17 protein-coding genes are annotated in these 18,089 nt (G+C 46.8%); 13 read left to right on the top strand and 4 right to left on the bottom strand.

What is annotated here, in order from left to right; genetic code table 11:
* Window positions 1-114: 114 nt before the first annotated feature.
* The 9 genes from urtA (at window position 115) to ACS72_RS11120 (ending at window position 9,040) form a co-directional block, all read left to right on the top strand.
* Complete coding sequence (gene urtA, locus ACS72_RS11160) at window positions 115-1,353, top strand: urea ABC transporter substrate-binding protein (RefSeq protein ID WP_048882157.1); 1,239 nt, start codon at window positions 115-117, stop codon at window positions 1,351-1,353.
* 82 nt (window positions 1,354-1,435) lie between these two features.
* A complete protein-coding gene (gene urtB / locus ACS72_RS11155; protein WP_000365952.1) occupies window positions 1,436-2,356 on the top strand; it encodes an urea ABC transporter permease subunit UrtB in 921 nt (306 codons plus the stop codon).
* Between the two features lie 18 nt (window positions 2,357-2,374).
* Window positions 2,375-3,538: an urea ABC transporter permease subunit UrtC gene (gene urtC / locus ACS72_RS11150; protein WP_048882156.1), complete on the top strand. Its 1,164-nt coding sequence runs from the start codon at window positions 2,375-2,377 to the stop codon at window positions 3,536-3,538.
* Entirely contained in the window at window positions 3,535-4,293 is a 759-nt protein-coding gene (urtD, locus tag ACS72_RS11145; RefSeq protein WP_048882155.1) for an urea ABC transporter ATP-binding protein UrtD, read from the top strand. The genes urtC and urtD overlap by 4 nt, the downstream gene beginning before the upstream one ends.
* Before the next feature lie 10 nt (window positions 4,294-4,303).
* Window positions 4,304-5,002, top strand: coding sequence for an urea ABC transporter ATP-binding subunit UrtE (gene urtE / locus ACS72_RS11140; RefSeq protein ID WP_004756673.1), 699 nt, complete (start codon window positions 4,304-4,306; stop codon window positions 5,000-5,002).
* Between the two features lie 228 nt (window positions 5,003-5,230).
* A complete protein-coding gene (locus ACS72_RS11135; protein ID WP_004777704.1) occupies window positions 5,231-6,274 on the top strand; it encodes an aliphatic amidase in 1,044 nt (347 codons plus the stop codon).
* 26 nt (window positions 6,275-6,300) lie between these two features.
* Window positions 6,301-7,425 carry an AAA family ATPase gene (locus ACS72_RS11130; protein WP_048882154.1) on the top strand — a complete coding sequence of 375 codons (1,125 nt, stop codon included), beginning with the start codon at window positions 6,301-6,303 and terminating at the stop codon, window positions 7,423-7,425.
* Between the two features lie 31 nt (window positions 7,426-7,456).
* Window positions 7,457-8,635, top strand: coding sequence for a formamidase (fmdA, locus tag ACS72_RS11125; RefSeq protein ID WP_001163819.1), 1,179 nt, complete (start codon window positions 7,457-7,459; stop codon window positions 8,633-8,635).
* 108 nt (window positions 8,636-8,743) lie between these two features.
* Complete coding sequence (locus ACS72_RS11120; protein ID WP_008305829.1) at window positions 8,744-9,040, top strand: FmdB family zinc ribbon protein; 297 nt, start codon at window positions 8,744-8,746, stop codon at window positions 9,038-9,040.
* Window positions 9,041-9,099: 59 nt separating this feature from the next.
* Here the strand turns inward: ACS72_RS11120 and parE are convergent, their stop codons facing one another.
* A complete protein-coding gene (parE, locus tag ACS72_RS11115) occupies window positions 9,100-10,980 on the bottom strand; it encodes a DNA topoisomerase IV subunit B (protein ID WP_048882153.1) in 1,881 nt (626 codons plus the stop codon).
* Between the two features lies 1 nt (window position 10,981).
* Window positions 10,982-11,575, bottom strand: a complete 594-nt coding sequence (locus ACS72_RS11110; protein ID WP_048882152.1) for a YqiA/YcfP family alpha/beta fold hydrolase — start codon at window positions 11,573-11,575, stop codon at window positions 10,982-10,984.
* Between the two features lie 247 nt (window positions 11,576-11,822).
* Here ACS72_RS11110 and ACS72_RS11105 point away from each other — a divergent pair, with 247 nt between their 5' ends.
* Window positions 11,823-13,154 carry a hypothetical protein gene (locus ACS72_RS11105; protein WP_008305835.1) on the top strand — a complete coding sequence of 444 codons (1,332 nt, stop codon included), beginning with the start codon at window positions 11,823-11,825 and terminating at the stop codon, window positions 13,152-13,154.
* 43 nt (window positions 13,155-13,197) lie between these two features.
* Here ACS72_RS11105 and ACS72_RS11100 read toward each other — a convergent pair whose 3' ends face one another.
* Both ACS72_RS11100 and gshA read right to left on the bottom strand, forming a co-directional pair.
* Window positions 13,198-13,725, bottom strand: coding sequence for a disulfide bond formation protein B (locus ACS72_RS11100; RefSeq protein WP_008305837.1), 528 nt, complete (start codon window positions 13,723-13,725; stop codon window positions 13,198-13,200).
* A gap of 18 nt (window positions 13,726-13,743) precedes the next feature.
* Window positions 13,744-15,321 carry a glutamate--cysteine ligase gene (gene gshA, locus ACS72_RS11095; RefSeq protein WP_048882151.1) on the bottom strand — a complete coding sequence of 526 codons (1,578 nt, stop codon included), beginning with the start codon at window positions 15,319-15,321 and terminating at the stop codon, window positions 13,744-13,746.
* Between the two features lie 210 nt (window positions 15,322-15,531).
* Between gshA and ACS72_RS11090 the strand changes: the two genes are divergently transcribed.
* The 3 genes from ACS72_RS11090 to ACS72_RS11080 are packed head-to-tail and all read left to right on the top strand — an operon-like array spanning window position 15,532 to window position 17,985.
* Complete coding sequence (locus tag ACS72_RS11090; protein ID WP_004813851.1) at window positions 15,532-16,071, top strand: DUF924 family protein; 540 nt, start codon at window positions 15,532-15,534, stop codon at window positions 16,069-16,071.
* A 49-nt stretch (window positions 16,072-16,120) separates the two neighbouring features.
* Window positions 16,121-16,675, top strand: a complete 555-nt coding sequence (locus ACS72_RS11085) for a hypothetical protein (RefSeq protein ID WP_048882150.1) — start codon at window positions 16,121-16,123, stop codon at window positions 16,673-16,675.
* Between the two features lie 8 nt (window positions 16,676-16,683).
* Entirely contained in the window at window positions 16,684-17,985 is a 1,302-nt protein-coding gene (locus ACS72_RS11080) for a DUF445 domain-containing protein (protein WP_048882149.1), read from the top strand.
* The last annotated feature ends 104 nt before the right edge of the window (window positions 17,986-18,089 follow it).

Below are 18,089 nucleotides of genomic sequence, written 5' to 3'. Positions count from 1 at the left end.
TACGTAAAGTGACGTATATGCTCATTTTTTAACTCCCCTTAGGCTTAGTTCCATACCAAGCGCAAACCAATGATTAAGCGCACCAGCACATCAAATTCTATAGGGGAGCCCGACATGAGCTTGAAATCAAAAGTAAAGACATCTGGATTACTGGCAGGTTTACTTGCTGTTCCATTCCTGCTGGCACCAGTACTAACCAATGCCAGCGCTCCTGCAACAGCAAAGGTCAATACCACCAAACTTAAAGTCGATGACAAGTTTGTGTATGTGGGTCAGCTACATTCAGCAACCGGCACCATGGCGATTTCTGAAACTGGTTCAATCCAGGCAGAACGTCTGGCAATTGAACAGATTAATAAACAGGGCGGTGTTCTCGGCCGACAGATCAAAATTATTCAGGAAGATGGTGCATCTGACTGGCCAACTTTTGCCGAAAAAGCACGTAAATTGTCTGAAAAAGACCGTGTTGCTGCAATTTTCGGTTGCTGGACTTCAGCCTCTCGTAAAGCCGTATTGCCGATTATTGAACGCAACAACTCTCTACTTTACTACCCAACCTTCTATGAAGGCTTAGAACAATCTAAAAACGTGATCTACACCGGTCAGGAAGCAACTCAACAGGTACTTGAAGCACTGAACTGGCTAGCAAAAGAGAAAAAAGCCAAAACCTTCTATCTGATTGGTTCTGATTACATCTGGCCGCGCACCACCATGAAAATTGCCCGTACCCACATCGAGAAAGTACTGAAAGGCAAAGTGGTCGGCGAAGAATACTATCCATTGGGCCATACACAATTCGGCTCCCTCATCAACAAAACCAAACTGCGTAAACCAGATGCCATCTTTGCAGCAGTTGTGGGCGGTTCGAACGTATCCTTCTACAAACAAATGAAAGCTGCGGGTGTAACAGGCGACAAACAGACACTGCTTACCCTTTCAGTGACTGAAGATGAATTGCTGGGGATTGGCGGCGAAAATATGAAGGGCTTCTACTCTTCAATGAAATATTTCCAAAGCCTGAATAACCCCAATAATGCTGCATTCGTAAAAGCCTTTAAAGCGAAATATGGTCCTAAAGCGGTGGTAGGTGACGTAACACAAGCAGCCTACCTAGGTCCATGGTTATGGAAAGCAGCAGTTGAAAAAGCCGGTAGCTTCGATGTCGCGAAAGTGACTGCAGCATCTAAAGGCCTAGAAATGAAAAACGCGCCTGAAGGCTATGTGAAAATTGACCCGAACCACCATTTATGGAGCAAATCACGTATTGGTCAAGTGCAACCAAATGGTCAGTTCAAGGTTGTTTACGAGTCTAAAGGTCTAATCAAACCAAACCCATTCCCTAAAGGTTACTGAGTTAACAGCCACATGATCAGGGGAAGCCATTCTCCTGATCTTTTTATTCCACACAATTTTTTAAAGCTTGGAGGATGATGCGATGGATCTATCATTTGCAGAATTCGGTGCAATATTTGCCATGCAAGGCTTTAATGGTCTCTCTGTGTTCTGTGTGCTGTTATTGATGGCGCTCGGCCTTGCAATTATCTTTGGGCAAATGGGCGTAATTAACATGGCACATGGGGAGTTTCTGACCATTGGTGCATATACGACATTTTTCATTTCCACACTGACTGAAAGTTTTTTCCCTCAACTCCTACCTTACTATTTCCTGATTGCAATCATTGCAGCCTTCCTCACAGCAGGCATTATCGGTTACATGGTGGAACGGCTCATGATCAGCCGGCTCTATCAACGGCCACTCGATACACTTCTTGCAACATGGGGCTTGAGCCTCATCATGCAGCAGTTGTTCCGTTCTATTTTCGGCCCTAAGGAAGTCAGCCCGACTTTACCTGACTGGTTAATGGGTTCTTACCAACCGACGGAAGCCATCGATATTCCTATCAATGGTTTGTTCTTGGTGGGCGTTACCCTCTGTGTCACTGCATTTGTCTACTTTCTGATTTACCGTTCACGCTGGGGTTTACAGCTTCGTGCAACCAACCAGAACCGCTTTATGAGTGGTGCTGTCGGGATCAATACCAAACGTGTTGATAGCTTAACCTTTGCCTTGGGTTGTGGGCTTGCAGGTATTGCCGGTGCAGCTTTCACAACCATCGGTTCTACTGGTCCAACAGCCGGTTCGCTGTATATCGTTGATACATTCTTAGTCGTGGTCTTCGGCGGTGCTGCAAGCTTGCTTGGCACTGTTGCCTCTGCATTCAGTATCGCGCAGGCACAATCTATCCTGGAATTCTTCCTTTCTGGTTCTGTCGCTAAAGTCCTGACACTAGCTACAGTCATCATCATCCTGATGCTGCGTCCTCAGGGTCTCTTCTCAATCAAAGTACGTAAATAGGGATTCAGGAGAGATATTATGAAGAATCTAATGAATGCCTTTTTAGGCGGTAAAGAAGGTGCGATTGGTCTGGTGATTCTTGCCGTACTGATCCTGCTAGTCATGCCAATGTTCCTGGATATTTTCCGTCTGAATCTGATGGGTAAATATTTGACTTTTGCTTTTGTCGCAATCGGCCTGGTTCTGTGCTGGGGACACGGTGGTATCTTAAGTTTAGGTCAAGGGATTTTCTTTGGCATTGGCGGCTACTGCATGGCCATGTTCCTGAAACTTGAAGCTTCAGACATGCAATCTACAGCAGCGCAAACCACGCCAGGAATTCCAGACTTTATGGACTGGAACCAGATCACCAGCTTGCCAGGCTTTTGGGAACCTTTCCATAGCTTCGGGTTTACTTTGTTTGCCATCATCATCATTCCAATCTTGCTTGCCTTCATTATCGGTTTCGCGATGTTTACCCGTCGTGTCGGTGATGTGTACTTCTCGATCATCATGCAAGCCATTGTAGCGATCCTGACCATTCTGATTATTGGTCAACAAGGTTTCACTGGCGGCATTAACGGGATTACAGACCTGAAAACCCTGCATGGCTGGGATATCCGTACCGATGAAGCCAAATATGTCCTGTACTACATCAATGCCCTGCTGCTCATTGCAGTGATCATGATCAGCCGTTTTGTCCTCAGTTCTAAACTCGGACGTCTACTTTCTGCGATGCGTGACAAAGAAGAACGTGTACGTTTCTCTGGCTATGACGTGGCCATGTACAAAGTATTCATTTTCTGTTTCGCAGCTGTGGTGTCATCTATTGGTGGTGCGATGTTTACCCTGCAAGTCGGCTTCATGTCACCAACGATTATCGGCATCGTACCTTCGATTGAAATGGTCATTCTGGCTGCAGTCGGTGGTCGTCTGTCACTGATTGGGGCAGTGTATGGTGCTGTTCTGGTGAACCTGGGTAAAACTTACTTCTCTGAAGCCTTCCCTGAAATATGGCTGTACTTCCTCGGTGCATTGTTCATCGGTGTGGTCATGTTCTTACCAAATGGCTTAGCGGGTCTGTATGAAAAATATGTCCGTCCATTGTTCCTGAAAAAGAAACCGATCGACAGCACTTCGCCACCGCCAAGTAGTGATCCGGATAAAACGATCGATCCAATTGTGGAAGGAGGTGTGAAATGAATAAAGTCGGCGTAGAAATGAATAAACCAGTTCTGGTCATTGAAGATCTCACCGTGTCCTTCGACGGTTTCAAGGCAGTCAGTGATCTCAACTTCTATCTGGATAAAAACGAAGTCCATGTGGTGATCGGTCCCAATGGAGCCGGCAAAACCACAGTGCTGGATCTGATCTGCGGCAAGACCAAAGCAACGTCAGGCACGATCAAGTTTAATGATATTGAACTGACCAAACTGAAAGAGTTCGACATTGTCCGTAAAGGGGTTGGGCGTAAATTCCAGAACCCGAATATTTATGAAAATCTGTCGGTCTATGACAACCTGGAAATGTCCTTCCCGCGTGGCCGTAATGTCTTTGGTGCACTGTTCTTCAGACGTACCAAAGATGTCGATGAGCGTATTCGTGAAGTTGCTGGCAAGATTTTCCTGACTGACCTGCTGGATACCTCGGCAGGCCTGCTCTCTCACGGTCAAAAACAATGGCTAGAAATCGGTATGTTGCTGATGCAAGATCCTGAACTACTCATGTTAGATGAACCTGTTGCGGGGATGAGTGTGTCAGAGCGTGAGCAGACAGCCCAATTATTACGGGAAATCAGTAAAGGACGTTCTGTACTTGTGATTGAACATGATATGGAATTCGTCAAAACCATTGCGGACAAAGTCACGGTATTGCACCAGGGTAAAATTTTGGCAGCAGGAAAAATGGACGATGTACAAAATGATCCAAAAGTGATTGAAGTTTATCTGGGACACTAAGGAGGCCACTATGAGCGGATTATTAGAAATTAATGCTTTGTGTTCAGGATATAAACAAAGTCAGGTGATTCACGACCTGGAACTGAAGATCCAGCCGAAGGAAATTGTAGCGATCATGGGCCGTAACGGCATGGGTAAAACCACCCTGTTTAAAACCCTGATTGGTGATATTAAAAATACCAAAGGTGAAATCAAGCTGGATGGCAAGAATCTGGAAAAACTGGATCCTTACCAGCGTGTAGAAAACGGTGTGGCTTATGTGCCACAAGGCCGGATGATTTTCTCCACCATGTCGGTGCTGGAAAATATCCAGACCGGTTTACCGGCTTCTGCCCATGGCAAAGTACCGGATGACCTGTATGAGCTGTTTCCTGTGCTTTGGGATATGCGCAAACGTAAAGGCGGAAACTTATCGGGTGGGCAACAACAGCAATTAGCAATTGCTCGTGCCTTAGCGACTAATCCTAAAGTACTGCTGCTAGATGAACCAACGGAAGGGATTCAGCCCTCTATCATCAAGGACATTGCCAGAACTCTGAAAGAAATTCGGGATCAGCGTGATCTGACCATTGTGGTTTCTGAGCAGGTACTGAGTTTCACCATGGCGATGGCAGATCGCTTCCTGGTGATCGACAAAGGTCGCTTTGCTTATGAAAATGTCCGTGAAAATGTTGATGAGACCACCATCAGTAAATATCTGTCTGTTTAATCTGGCTGTAATTTTTCTCCACCTCCCCCGATTCGTCGGGGGATTTTTAATTTCTATTTCACTTAATTAATCGGCAGCTAATTTTAATATTTTATTTGATTATTCACATTTAAAAATTCCTTTCAGTCTACGCCTCCATATACGCAATTCAACGTATTTTGCTGTAACGCATTTCACGCGACACTCGAATCATAAAGTTGAATCGATAAAAGAGTTGGAGAAATTTGAATGCGTCACGGTGATATCTCAAGCAGCCCAGATACAGTAGGTGTGGCAGTTGTAAACTACAAAATTCCTCGTTTGCACACTAAAGCGGAAGTGCTTAAGAACGCAAAAAAAATTGCTGAAATGTTGAAAGGAATCAAACAGGGTATACCGGGTATGGACCTGATTGTTTTTCCCGAATACAGCACCATGGGCATTATGTACGACCATGACGAGATGATGGCAACCGCTGCCACCATTCCAGGCGATGAAACCGCGATTTTCTCACAAGCCTGTATTGAAGCCAACGTCTGGGGCGTGTTCTCGATTACCGGTGAACAACATGAGGAACATCCAAACAAGGTGCCTTATAACACTTTGATCCTGATTAATAACAAGGGCGAAATCGTTCAGAAATACCGCAAGATTATTCCATGGTGCCCGATTGAAGGCTGGTGCCCAGGTGATACCACTTATGTGACTGAAGGACCGAAGGGCATCAAGATGTCACTGATCATCTGTGATGACGGTAACTATCCAGAAATCTGGCGTGACTGTGCCATGAAAGGCGCTGAACTGGTCGTGCGTTGCCAAGGCTATATGTACCCGGCTGCAGATCAGCAGATCAATATGGCGAAATGCATGGCATGGGCAAATAACGTTTATGTTGCTGTTGCCAACTGTACCGGTTTTGATGGGGTCTACACCTACTTCGGTCACTCAGCAGTAGTCGGCTTCGACGGCCGTACCTTGGGTGAATGTGGTACAGAAGAAAACGGCATCCAATACGCGCAATTGTCACTGCATGAAATTCGTGATGCACGTAAATACGACCAGTCACAAAACCATTTATTTAAATTACTGCACCGCGGCTATACCGGTGTCTATAACAATGGTGACGGCGATAAAGGCGTTGCGGACTGTCCATTCGACTTCTACAAAACCTGGGTTCTGGATGCTCAAAAAGCGCAAGAGAACGTGGAAAAAATTACCCGCTCTACCATCGGTGTTGCAGAATGCCCAATCGGCAATCTGCCACATGAAGGCTTAGAAAAAGAAGCATCTTAAGTTTGGTCTGAGAGGAGGTATTCGATATGACATTTGCCAGCGACCGCATCAGTGCCAATCAGGAAACCCTGGCCAAACAGCGTTATGAGATGCAGAGCAAAGAACGTATTGCACGTACCTCTCGCTTTAGCTTTGATCCTGAAAAAGTCATGCAGCATGTCCGTGGTCATATCATTGGGCAGCGTGCCGCACTGGATGAAATTGAAAACATGCTCTTAACCGTCAAGGCAGATTTTAATGCTCCCACCCGGCCACTGGCAGTCACATTGATGCTAGGACCGACGGGTGTGGGGAAAACTGAAACGGTTCGGCTGATTGCTGAGGCAATCCATGGCAAGCCCGATGCATTCTGCCGGATCGACATGAACACACTGGCACAGGAACATTATGCTGCGGCACTGACAGGTGCCCCTCCAGGCTATGTCGGCTCTAAAGAAGGCAATACCCTGTTTGATGAAGCCCATATTCAGGGCAGTTTTTCCAAGCCAGGTATTGTGCTGTTTGATGAAATTGAAAAAGCCAGTACCGAAGTCATTCGCGGTCTGCTCAACGTTCTGGAAACCGGAACCTTAAGGCTGACCGCGGGTACCAAAGTATTGGATTTCAAAAACTGTATGATCTTTATGACCAGTAACGTCGGCGCCAAAGATGCTCAGGCACGCTTAAGACAGCTGGCCAAGCTTCCAAAGCCTATTCAAAAACTGGCCCGACTGGCCAAACTGGATGACAGCCAGATTACCGAACGCGCCCTGTACAAGAAATTTGATCCAGAGTTTCTGAATCGTATTGAACGCATTCTGAATTATGAAGCGGTAGAAGCTAATTTTGTGCCAACACTGGTCAGCCTGGAAATCGAGAAACTGAATCAGCGACTCTGTAAGCAGAGCCGCACGGTTGAACTTACACCCGCTGCAACTCAGTTTCTATCTACCGGACACGATGTTCGCTTCGGTGCACGAGGCTTGAGTCGCCGCTTTCGGGTTCTGGTTGAGCCACAACTCGCCAGGTTTTTTATTCAGCATCCAGAAGCCGGTCAAATCATCATTGATTATGACGGCAAAACGATCCAGGTTCAGTCAGTTCCTGTTGAAAGCGTGATCGAAGATCCGCTGTTCATCATGGATGACACGGGCAATAACATCAAAAACTAGCTTTATTCGACCTCAACACAGGGGATAAAACATGCAACATATTAAAATTAAACCGGGGGTTCCGCTGGCAGAACAGGCGGAAATTGGACATAACCGCTGGCATCCGGATTTGCCATTTCTGACTTCGGTAAAACCGGGTGAAGAAATCCTGATTGAAAGTCTGGATTTCCTGGATGCGCAGATTAAGGATACCGATGACATTTCTGATGTCAAAAATGTCGACCTGACCCGTGCCCATCCATTGACCGGACCTTTCTATGTAGAAGGTGCTGAACCAGGTGACTTGCTGGTAATTGACCTGCTCGACATTCAGCCAATTTCAGATGTCGGTTTCTCTGGCGTATTTGCCAAGGAAAATGGTGGTGGCTTCCTGGCTGACTATTTCCCTGAAGCTGATAAAGCCATCTGGGATTTAAAAGGCTTATTTGCGACTTCACGTCATATTCCGGGCGTGCGTATTGCCGGCCTCAAACACCCAGGCCTGATGGGAACCTTACCCTCACATGACCTGCTAAAAGAGTGGAACCGTCGTGAGGCACTATTGGTGCCTAAAGGCCAAGCCAACCCACCTGATCCGCGTACTGCCGTTTTGCGTGGCGTAACAGGTGCCGAATTCGACCGTATGGCAGCAGAAGCTGCGCGCACTGTTCCACCACGTGAACATGGCGGAAATACGGACATTAAAGACCTGGCAGCCGGTAGCCGTATTTACTTCCCTGTTTATCAGAAAGGTGCTGGCTTCTCGATGGGCGATCTGCACTTCTCGCAAGGAGATGGTGAAATCGGTTTCTGTGGCGCGATCGAAATGGATGGTGTTACCCGTGTGGGCTTCGATCTGATCAAGGGCGGTATGGAAAAATACAATATCGATTCTCCAATCTTTGTGCCGAGTAATGTCCGTCCGGCTTATGACCAGTGGCTGACCTTTGAAGGCATCAGTGTTGAAGATGGCGTAAACCATTATCTGGATGCCACTGTGGCCTATCGTCAGGCATGTTTAAAAGCGATTAAATACCTTGAGAATTTTGGTTTTACCGGCTCACAGGCGTATATGTTACTGACTGCGGCACCAGTTGAAGGCCGTATCGGCGGTATCGTGGATATTCCAAACTGTGCATGTACTGTATCTCTGCCAACTTCAATCTTCGAGCAGAACATCCTTCCTCAGGGTGCACTGAACGATGACAAATTCTGGGGGCATAAACGCTAGTTTTACAATTTATTGTTGTTTTAGCTTCGCAACGGGTAGTCATCCAACTTAAAACTTTCGGCTACTCGTCTTTTTAATTTAAGGCCTTCATGCTACAGGAGTACAGAAATGCCGTTATATGATTTCCGCTGTGAGCATTGCGAGGGAATTTTTGAACAACGGGTTCCAATTGCCCGTATCTCGACCGATACGATTGAATGTAATTATTGCCAACAGCAGACTTTAGCTAAACCGATGATTACTGGTCATCAGCAAATTAATATGAAAAGCAAATGGCGTCCGGGTTCAGGTGCTGAACAACTTGCAGGGCCTCTGGTAGAAGGACCCGGTACCAACAAAAATAGCGCACGCAGCTCGGTTTTACATAATTGCCGCGGCGTTAACTGTGCTTTATGCGATGTCTAATCTTGATTCATAAAAAATCCCGCTCTGGCGGGATTTTTTGATTGCTTAAAATCGGTAGTTTAAACCACCAGATCTGCCAGATTACCTTTTTGCTCTAACCAGTCTTTGCGGTCACTGGCACGTTTTTTCGCCAGCAATTTATCCAGTAAACCTGCGGTATGATGGGCATCATCCAGGTCCAGTTGCACTAGACGACGTGTGTTTGGATCAAGTGTGGTTTCACGTAACTGGCTGGCATTCATCTCACCCAAACCTTTGAATCGAGTAATTTGCGGATTCTTGGTTTTGCATTTTTTCAGAATGCTATTTAGCTCGTCTTCATCCAAAGCATAGTGCACGTCTTTGTTGTCATCAATCCGGAATAAAGGCGGCATTGCGACATATAGATGGCCTTCTTCGACTAGCGTCGGGAAATGTTTCACAAACAGTGCGCACAGCAAGGTTGCAATATGCAGACCATCCGAGTCGGCATCGGCTAGAATACAAATCTTGCCATAGCGCAGTTCAGACAGGTCATCCGAACCCGGATCCACCCCAATGGCAATCGCGATATTATGTACTTCCTGAGACGCCAGCACCTCATCAGAAGAGACCTCCCAGGTATTCAGAATCTTACCTCGAATCGGCATGATGGCCTGGAAGTTCTTATCACGTGCTTGCTTGGCTGAACCGCCTGCAGAATCCCCTTCTACAATAAACAGTTCTGACTGGTCCAGATCATGGCCTACACAATCCGACAGTTTCCCCGGCAAAGTTGGACCCGCAACGATTTTCTTACGCTCAACTTTTTTCGCAGCTTTTAAACGGCGTCCTGCTTTGGAAATGGCCATTTCTGCCAGCTGCATGGCAATGTCAGAATTCTGGTTCAGCCACAGGGCAAAAGCATCTTTGGCAATATTCTGCACAATCCCTGCTGCTTCACGGCTCGACAGGCGTTCTTTGGTCTGACCTGAGAATTGTGGCTCCTGGAATTTCAGTGACAGGATGTAGTTCACCCCATCCCAGACATCTTCGGCAGACAGCTTCATATTACGCGGTAGCAGATTACGTAGCTCACAGAACTCACGCATCGCATCGGTCACGCCAGAACGCAGACCATTGACATGGGTACCGCCCTGCGCAGTTGGAATCAGGTTGACGTAGGATTCCTGAATGCTTTCGCCACCTTCCACATTCCAGCAGATGGCAAATTCAGCACTGGCACGCTCGGCATCACCCGTTGCAACAAAGGCTGGTGCCGGAATGATCTCACGGTCTTCCAGCTCATCCATCAGATAGTCGACTAGACCATTTTCAAACTGCCAGGTGATCTTTTCGTCATTAATCTGATCGATATAATTGATTTCTAAACCTGCGGCCAGAACAGCTTTGGCTTTTAGATTATGTTTTAAAGCTTTTAAAGCAAATTTTGGTGAATCAAAGTATTTGGCTTCTGGCCAGAATTGCACCGTAGTCCCAGACGCACGTTTTGGCGCTTTACCTTCGAGGACTTCTAGCGGACCTGTTGGCTCACCATTTTCAAAGGCCATTTTGTACAGGTTGCCCTGACGCTGGACTGCGACTTCAACACGGGTCGACAACGCATTTACCACCGAGATCCCTACACCGTGTAGACCACCAGAGAACTGATAGTTATCGGTACTAAACTTACCGCCGGCATGCAGCTTGGTTAGGATGATTTCGATCCCGCTTTGTCCATATTCCGGGTGAATATCCACCGGCATACCACGGCCATTGTCTTCGACTGATAACGAGCCATCTTTATAGACTGTCACGGTAATTTTGTTGGCATGTCCGGCCAGTGCCTCATCCACAGCATTGTCAATCACTTCCTGTGCCAGATGGTTCGGACGAGTGGTATCGGTATACATGCCCGGACGACGACGGACCGGGTCCAGACCAGACAGAACTTCAAGAGATTGAGCCGTATATTGAGACACGTTATTCGGTTTCCTTTTTTATGCAGTCCAATAAAAACTGTAACACCAGCGGAATTTTCTCCGCAAAATCATCCATCCCGTGATTGCCATTGGCCTCAGTCATTAGCATCGCCGGAGGATGAGCAGCACTATAATAGCGATGTGCTTCACGATAATCCAAAACTTCATCGCCTTGTTGTAACAGTACCAGTATTTTGTCTGCATCTTGTGCAGTTGGCAGTGCCAGTCCTTCCAGCTGGTCAAGATGTGAATTATCCAGACGCCAGTTCGGATGCACCTGTAACGGCAGCTCATCATCGAACAGTTCGCGGAACAGCTGCCATGGTCGCATGGCCGGATTGATCAGTACAGCCGGCACACTGTGCTTGGCGACCAGATGTGTTGCATAAAATCCCCCTAGGCTACTGCCCACCAAGCTTACATGATCCAGTGACTCAATCAGCGCTGACATGTGCTGAATTGTCTCCACAGGTGACATGTTCAGATCCGGCAAATGCACCTGAATTTGTGGATTTTTTTCGCAATACTGCTGAAGCAGCTGGCCCTTGATCGAGGCAGCGCTGCTTCGAAAGCCGTGTAAGTAAATGACATTCATCAATTATTAATAAAAAGCGCCTATATTTTAATCAAAATCTATTTTATATATGAGAGATGGATCATCGTTATCTAATCTGTTTTTGGTGAATTGTCCGACAAAAAACACCGCAGTTTTTCACGTTCCTCGGTATTTTAAGAATATTCCCAGAAAAATTAGAAACATCAAAGTTCAGAAGAATTTATACCGCGAACATCTTTAAAAAGAAAGGTCTCAGATATTCGCATTGATGAAAGGAACGGATCCGATGACAAGCTTAACGCCATTGCATGAAACCTATTGCAAGTGGGATCGTACTCCTCCTACCCAGGCAGATGTACTGGAAGGACTTGCTCAGCTTGTTACCATGCGGTTTAATGATGTTGCCCAAGAACTGATCAAGACTATCCAGCGTGAAATCTTATATAGTTTCTTTGGTTTAAGTGAACGTCATTCAGAAAAAATCCAGAACCTGCCTGCCATTGTCCGGCTCTATCAACGTTCCTATGACCTGTTGTTTCACTATGGCAATACCATGGTTGCCCCTGGACTACGCCGTATTATTACCAGATTCCCACGTCTGCATGACAAGCCGCTGACGCCGAGCCTGCATTTTCTGGTTGGTGTGCTAAATGGCATCATTGGCGACTATCTGCTCAAGCATCAAAATCCGATGGCATTGCCGATGGTAGTTTATGATCACTATACTTCATTGCAGCAAGGCGAACTGACTGGCCGGATTACTATATTCGTGCATGGCTTATGTATGAATCATCTGACCTGGTCCAATCATAAGCATGAAGGCATTGGTGAAAAGCTGCTGGCACAGCGCGATAACAATACCATGTTATATCTCAACTATAACTCCGGACGCCGCATTTCCGCCAATGGCCGTAGTCTGGCCAATACCCTGCATGACTTGATCACCCGCAATCCCGGCATTACCAGTATTGATCTGATCGGACACAGTATGGGCGGATTAGTCGCTCGTAGTGCCCTGTTCTATGGCAAACAGCATGTCTATGAATGGGTCAATATGGTCGACAATCTGGTCTGTCTCGGCTCACCACATCATGGCGCGGCATTAGAGCGCTTTGGTTTTAGCCTGCAGGATAAACTAGGACGCTTCCCGTTTGGAAAGATTATTGGTCATGTGGTGAATATCCGCAGTAATGGCATTCTGGATCTGCGCTACGGCAGTGTTCGGGATGATGACTGGGAACATAATGAAGTCAGGATTGGCCTGATGGATGATAACCGTAAGCCAGCACCGATTCCATCACATATCCAGACCTATCTGGTGGCCGGTACAATTGAATATGAAAACCGGCATAACCGCACCCGCAATGTGATTGGGGATTATCTGGTCAGTGTCAAAAGTGCACTGGGTGAGCATCCGAACCCGCGTTTTCAGTTGAAAGTTCCAGACTCCCATAAAGCAATTTTCTATGGATTGAACCATTTTGAAATCCGGTTTCACCCACAAGTGGCTGAACAGATCGTGCGCTGGTTCTATCCGAGTGTGGAGGACAAAGTCTTTGACCAGATCCATGAATATATGATGGATCTGGAAAGTGTTGAAGGCATTGCTCTGACCTGATTCAGTTATAAAAAAAACCCTCAAATGAGGGCTTTTATTTGCATCAGTATTTATCTCTTAGGCGTTTGACTGGCGCTGTCTGATATTTACGGAATAACTGCCATAAACTGACCAGCAACAAGATACTGAAAAATACCAGTGACCAGACCGGTAAAGACTGCCCCAGAAAAGTCCAGTCCACTTTGGCACATTCACCTGAACCGCTGAGTACCTGCTGGAACACCGACTTCATTGGCAAGGTTTCCAGCCAGTAATCCAGACCCGGACCACAACTTGGGACTTTATCCGGCGGCAGGTTTTGCAGCCAGACATGACGTGCTGCTACACCTGCGGACCACAAAATACTCAGTGATCCTAAAAAGGCATACAGGCGTTTCATGCCATTTGCTTTCGGATTATGCAAGAAAGCAATGAAAGAAATAATCCCCAGACCAATCAGGCCAATACGCTGAAAAATACACAACGGGCAAGGCTCAAGGCCCTGCACATGTTCTAGATATAATGCAAATGCCATCCCCATCACGGATGCGGCAAATAACGCACCACTCACGAAGCGGTAACCCCATTTCATGGTCGATCCTCTTGTTTTTTATCGAAATTGAGCGAGATATTCAGCAAACCTGATGCTGCTATCTTGCTCGAGTTCCTGCTGTTGCTGCAAGGACTTTTGTGATAATTCATCAAAATATGCAGTGGTTTTTTTACTGAGCTGATGCGCTTGATAAACCGCAGCATGCTGCTGTGCCAGCACCTGGCCGAAATGCCACATGCCACCCTGCTTACGGATATCACCCACCACAAGCGCAGAAAGTGTCGCATCGACTTCATCAACACGGATTTGCATGGTCTTCATGGCCGTCGTGTAAAGATTATTGCCATATGCTGCATCCAATAATTCTGCCAGCGGCTGCATGCGCGCCAGATGAACTGCACACCAGTCTTCGATTAGATATTTTTGACCATTTTCCAGAATAGCCGCATTCGGAGCACGACCACGATTGACCACTTCAGCCTGATTCTTTTCGATGATGTCCTGCTCATCGCTGAGCAGTGCCGGGCTGTCCTGCAATAAACAGTACAGTGCAACTACTTCCAGGAAGCCTGCGGTATGTTCATCAATCCCGATCGGGCTGTATGGATTGACATCCACTGCACGCAGTTCCACATAGCCAATACCACGATTTGCCAGTGCCTGTGATGGAGTTTCACCTGCTTCTGGCACCTGTTTTGGACGTACCAGACTGTAGTATTCATTTTCGATCTGTAGCACATGATCATTGATCTGGATGGGTTGCCCTGTTGCATCTTCAAGGCCCAGACGGGTAAATTGTTTATATGGTGTTTTAACTGCTTTTTGCAGACCTTCCAGATAGTCCTGCAAGTTGTTGTAATGAATACCGAGCTGCTTTTGGGCTGAGTTCTGATAACCAAAACGGCCCATGCGCAATGCAGTTGAATATGGGGTATATAAGGTGCCACGAGTAAGTGGCAACAGTTGATGATCACGTCCGGTCATAAAGCATTGGCACACTGCCGGGCTAGCACCAACCAGGAACATCACCAATGGTGTCAGTCGGATAAAGTTACGGATCAGCCCCATATAACGGTGGCTACGGTAATCCTGCAGGCTTAAGTTACGCAGTGACGCGTCACTTTCGTTGGCCTGTAACGCTTCGAAGAAATGATCCGGGAAAGACAGATTATAATGTACGCCCGAAATGGTCTGCATACGGCGACCATAGCGCACACCTAGACCACGACGATAAAGTGTCTTGAATAAACCAATATTGGAAGAACCGTACTGCGCCAGTGGAATGCTGTCATCGCTGCTATCGAGCATGCATGGCATCGACATCGGCCACAGCTTTTCTTCATCTTCCAGTTTGCGATGTACGATGGCATGGATATCCATCAGGTAATCCAAAGCGCCACGAATACTGTCTTTTGGCGGAGTAATAAACTCCATCAAAGCTTCAGAATAGTCAGTGGTGATATGCGGATGAGTCAGGGCTGAACCTAGTGCTACAGGATGCGGCCTTTGCGACAGAAAGCCATTACCTTGCATACGCAGGCTTTCTCGCTCAATTCCGCGCAGCATCCCCTTGATGAGCGACGAATCCACCCAAGTTGGTAATACAGCTTGGCTGGTCGATTCAGGTTGACTCATTACAATCTCGCTTAATGGGCTAAACTATTAATATAAAATCATCATTTTATAAGAGTATAACGTGATTTTAGATCCGCACATTACACCCTGCCTGCTTTTCAGGCAAATCATTGATTTTAATTCCGCAAATTTTTAACACAAACTTTCTCTATAAGACATGTGAAATTTGTGATTTTATTAACGAATAAATGCTAACGAATTGTAAACCTTATGAATTATCAAGATATTTTGGACTTCTGGTTTAGTGCCGAAACCCAGCCGAACTGGTTTGCCAAAAGCGACCATTTCGACCAAAGTTTGACTGAGCAATTTTCAGAAATTCTGGAACAGGCAAGTCAGGCTGAATTATGGTCCTGGCGTAAAACTGCTGAAGGCCGTCTGGCAGAAATCATTGTTCTGGACCAGTTTTCTCGCAATATTTTTCGGGGTACTGCACGTGCTTTTGCCCAGGATAGCCTGGCTCTAGCTCTGGCACAGGAAGCCATTAGTCTGGATCTGGACAAGCAGCTCAGTCCGGAACAGCGGGCTTTTTTATATATGCCGTTCATGCACAGTGAATCCAGACTGATTCATGAATATGCCTTCAAACTATTTCAACGCCTCGGTAATCCGTCTAATCTCGAATATGAAATCAAGCATAAAATCATTATCGAACGCTTTGGACGCTACCCACATCGCAACCAGATTCTGGGCCGTGAATCTACCGAGGAAGAATTAAGTTTCCTGACCCAGCCGGATAGCAGTTTTTAGGTATTTTCAGGTACTGCTGTCGCTGGATCACCCCATCAGGAGAACGAAGATGAAGAAGACCATCATCGCCTTAGCATTTGCAAGCACTGCCCTGCTTTCAGGCTGTGCAACGACCCCTTCCAAACCACTGACCTTTGATCAGCTCGGCCAGTACAGTACTACACCTCTCAATGCCCAGACTTACCGGATCAGTTTCAAGGCGCGTCCAAACATGAGCTTTGGGACAGCTGAAGAAATTACCTTAGTTAAGGCGGCCCAGACGACTATACAGAATGGTTTCCAGTTCTTTCGGGTGCTGGATGATCCAAGCAACCGTACCCAACGACCTCCGCGTGAAGCAATCGTCTATCCCACACCCATGCCATATCCCTATGGCTATTATCGTCGGCATCCATTTTATTGGCCTGATCCTTTCTATGACATGCCATATCGTGTCACTTTAGAGCCAGCACAGATTGCCTATACGATTGAATGCTTTAAACAGGGACAGGCACCCAAAGATGCCTTCGATGCTCGCTTGATTCTACAATCGCTCGGCGCTAAATATGGTCTGAGCCCAACAGGTGAGATACTGCAGCCACAGCCCGTGACTATGACTAAATAGGAGTCTTTATGCAGACAGAGACCAGTTCACCGAGCCTGCAACGCAGTAAACGTTTTGCCACCATTGCCTTAATTGTGGCTGTCGTCACCTGGCTGGCACTGATGGTCACTGCCAAATTAATGCCAGAATATGTATGGTTGATCCATATCCTGATGCTGTCTGCAGAAGCGGGTGTGGTAGGTGGAATGGCAGACTGGTACGCAATTACCGTTCTGTTCCGCAATCCTTTTGGCAAGTTGCCCATTCCTAGGTTTCTGCGTGACCACACCGAGATCATTCCACGCAATAAGGCCCGTATTGCCGAGTCGATGGGTCGCTTTGTGCAGGAAAACTTCCTGTCTCCCCAGATTGTGGAGCGTAGTCTGGCCAGTACCGACCTGAGCCTGGCAGCAGGCCGCTGGCTGGCAAATCCGGAGAATAACCGTCAGGTGACTCAGGTCATCCAGCAGACTGCTCCACGGATCTTTGAATTTGTCGGTCAGGAACAGATTTCCGGCTTTATTCAGAGCAATAGTGTGCAATGGGTGAAAAGCACCCAGATCAATCATCTGGCCAGTGAGATGCTACGTGCCGTGCTGGAAAATGACTTCCATCAGGACGTATTGCAACGTGGTCTCGATCTGGTACATGCCTGGATGACGTCACATCCGGAGCAGACCCGTGAACTGACCCGTACCCTGTTTAAGGAAATGGGGGTGTGGAAATTGGCAAAGGGTGCCAGCTGGATCGGGATTGACGTGCAACAGCGCAGTATCGACTCGGTAATTCAGCGCGTCGAAGCCATGCTGGCAGATCCGGATCATCCTTGGCGCTTAAAGATTGAAGAGTCTGCCCATCAGCTGATGCTGCAACTGGCTGACAATGATAGCGATGCCAGTCAACGTCTAAATTCTGCCAAAGATGCCCTGCTGGACAGCCCACAGGTACTGAACTTCATTAGTGGTGCCGTGGTGATTCTCTGTGATGCGATCAAGGCAGATCTGGAAAAAGCAGATTCCGGTATTGCAGAGAATCTACGTATTGCCATTCAGCAAGTGGGTGAAAATATCATTTCCAACAGTTCAGTCCGTGAATTACTGAATAACCGTATGAGTAATATGGCAGTTGACTTAAGTGATCAATACAGCGAGAAAGTCATCCGTTTTATCAGTGAACGGATTCATGAATGGGATTCACGTGAAATGATTGACAAGATTGAAAATGAGGTCGGTGGCGATCTGCATATGATCCGGGTCAACGGTGTGGTGGTCGGGGCCTTTATCGGCCTGGTATTGGGGATTATCCGGGCCATTGTCGAATATGTGCTTTGATTCTTAGCTTATGCTCAAATCTCAGGGATTGAGCTATCGTCCAAGTTTCTATTTGCCAGATAAGAACCGTAGGAAACCTTAAGCGTGTTTTAAGCAGTACAAGG

This window comes from Acinetobacter sp. VT 511, assembly GCF_001077515.1.
GTDB classification, from domain to species: Bacteria; Pseudomonadota; Gammaproteobacteria; order Pseudomonadales; family Moraxellaceae; genus Acinetobacter; species Acinetobacter schindleri.
This window is presented reverse-complemented; position numbering and strand designations above follow the sequence as displayed.